Source organism: Komagataeibacter kakiaceti JCM 25156 (genome assembly GCF_000613305.1).
In genome coordinates, this window is the sequence record NZ_BAIO01000478.1 from 1 (window position 1) to 1,781 (window position 1,781).

Consider the following 1,781-nt stretch of genomic DNA (forward strand, 5'->3'; position numbering starts at 1 on the left):
CCTGTGGCGACCCGCTGTGGCGGCTGCCGCTGTGGCCGGGATACCGCAAATGGCTGAACAGCCCGGTGGCGGACCTGAACAATATTTCATCCAAACCCACGGCCGGGGCGATCACGGCGGCCCTTTTTCTAGAAAATTTTGTCAGAACTGATGTGCGCTGGATTCATATCGATACGTATGGATGGAACGATGTATCACGTCCCGGCCGACCGGAAGGCGGAGAAAGCCTTGGTTTAAGAGCAGCTTACAACGGGATATTAAATATATTTAATATCGGGGACAGAATGCATCGATAAAGAAACAATCCCGCAAGCGAACTAATTCTCGCGCTGCGACTTATATATGCTGTAAGTGCCAATTATATAGGCAGTGCAGAAAGTGCATCTCCAGCCCCGGTCCGATTCTGCATGCGTGCGCCGGTTAGCGGGACTGACATTCGACAAAGGATTTCCACCGATGGCCAAGTCATCACAGGCTCATACGGATCAGATGATCAATTCCCTGCGCGACACCATTGTGGCGATGGTGCGCCGGGACGGTCCGGATCTGTCGGCCCGCCAGCTTGCCGTGTTCCTGACCTGCTACCTGAGCGACGACGCGCACACCGTGCGTGGCCTCGCGGCCGAGCTGAACGTGTCCAAGCCCGCGATCACCCGCGCGCTGGACCGGCTGAAGGATCTCGATCTGGCCCGCCGCACGCCGGACCCGATGGACCGCCGCTCCGTGCTGATCAAGCGCACGCTCAAGGGCAATGCCTATCTGCGTGATCTGTCCGCCATCGTGAGCGAGACGGCCACGCAGGAAAAGGCGGCCGCCCCGGTCCGCAAGCCCGTCCGCCCCCGCCGTGCCGAGGGGCTGCGCCGGGTCGGCTGAACACGCCCTAGGCTGTTTTCATGCATTTCAGGAACTGGAGGATTTGATCCATGCGTATATCACGACGTCTGGTTGCCGCCGCCATCGCGCTGGCGCCCCTGACTGGCATGTCCACACTGGCCATGGCGGCTGATTCCTCGCTCGGAACGCCGTCGGGGCAGGTGACGATGAAGTTCAAGTCGCTCGATGTCGGCGTTGGCCACACATGGGGTTCGGGCAAGCTTGTGTTCAAGCATCACACCTACCGCTTCAAGATCGAGGGCGGGTCGCTGGCGGCCGTGGGCTTCGCCAATGTGGAGGCCCACGGCACCGTCTATAACCTGAACCAGGTCAAGGATTTCGAGGGCAGTTACGCCGCCGTGAACGGCGATGTCACGGCGGGAACCGGTATGGGCGCCATATTGTTGAACAACCCGGCGGGCGTGCGGATCCAGCTTGACACCACCAGCACGGGCGGTCGTCTGGCCGCCGCGGCGCAGGGCATGAAGATCACACTGCGCAAATAACCTTCCGCCAGTCCGGGCCGGGAGGGATCAGGGGGAGGGCGGCCGGAAGGCTGTCCTCCCCCTTTTCGTCACCATGTCAGATCCGGTGTCCGGCGCACCCGCCGCCACACGATCACGGCCCAGCCAAGCTGGACAATCCCGACCAGACCAAAGGCAGCGGAGGGAGAGATGCGGTCCGTGGCCACGCCCGCCGCCACAAGGCTCCCGTACACGGTTGCCCCCCATGCCAGAAGGGTAATGCGCCGCGCCTTCATGCCGCTGCGGTGGGCCATCTGGTACAGATGCTCCCGGTGCGCGCGCATGAGCGGCCGCCCCGCATGGATGCGCCGCAGCAGGGTGGCCGATACATCCGTCAGCAGGCCCGACAGGATCAGCGGCATCAGCACCCCGCCATGAGGCAGA

Annotated in this window: 2 protein-coding genes and 2 pseudogenes; 3 read left to right on the plus strand and 1 reads right to left on the minus strand. The window is 62.5% G+C overall.

The annotated features are described in order from the left end of the window. From JCM25156_RS25190 to JCM25156_RS15560, 3 genes and pseudogenes are all read left to right on the plus strand, one after another. A pseudogene (locus JCM25156_RS25190) lies at positions 1-296 on the plus strand (leucyl aminopeptidase family protein); the annotation flags it as partial. A gap of 160 nt (positions 297-456) precedes the next feature. After that, positions 457-873 (plus strand): MarR family transcriptional regulator, encoded by a 417-nt coding sequence (locus tag JCM25156_RS15555; protein WP_025813807.1) that lies wholly within the window; start codon positions 457-459, stop codon positions 871-873. 50 nt (positions 874-923) lie between these two features. Continuing rightward, positions 924-1,379 (plus strand): hypothetical protein, encoded by a 456-nt coding sequence (locus JCM25156_RS15560; protein ID WP_025813808.1) that lies wholly within the window; start codon positions 924-926, stop codon positions 1,377-1,379. Positions 1,380-1,447: 68 nt separating this feature from the next. Here JCM25156_RS15560 and JCM25156_RS25195 read toward each other — a convergent pair. Then, positions 1,448-1,781 (minus strand): annotated as a pseudogene (locus JCM25156_RS25195) (UDP-phosphate N-acetylglucosaminyl-1-phosphate transferase); the annotation flags it as partial.

Excerpts from the sequence above, each read along its gene's own strand:
- JCM25156_RS15555 (WP_025813807.1), top strand. The coding sequence starts at position 457 with ATGGCCAAGTCATCACAGGCTCATACGGATCAGATGATCAATTCCCTG.
- JCM25156_RS15560 (WP_025813808.1), top strand. The coding sequence starts at position 924 with ATGCGTATATCACGACGTCTGGTTGCCGCCGCCATCGCGCTGGCGCCC.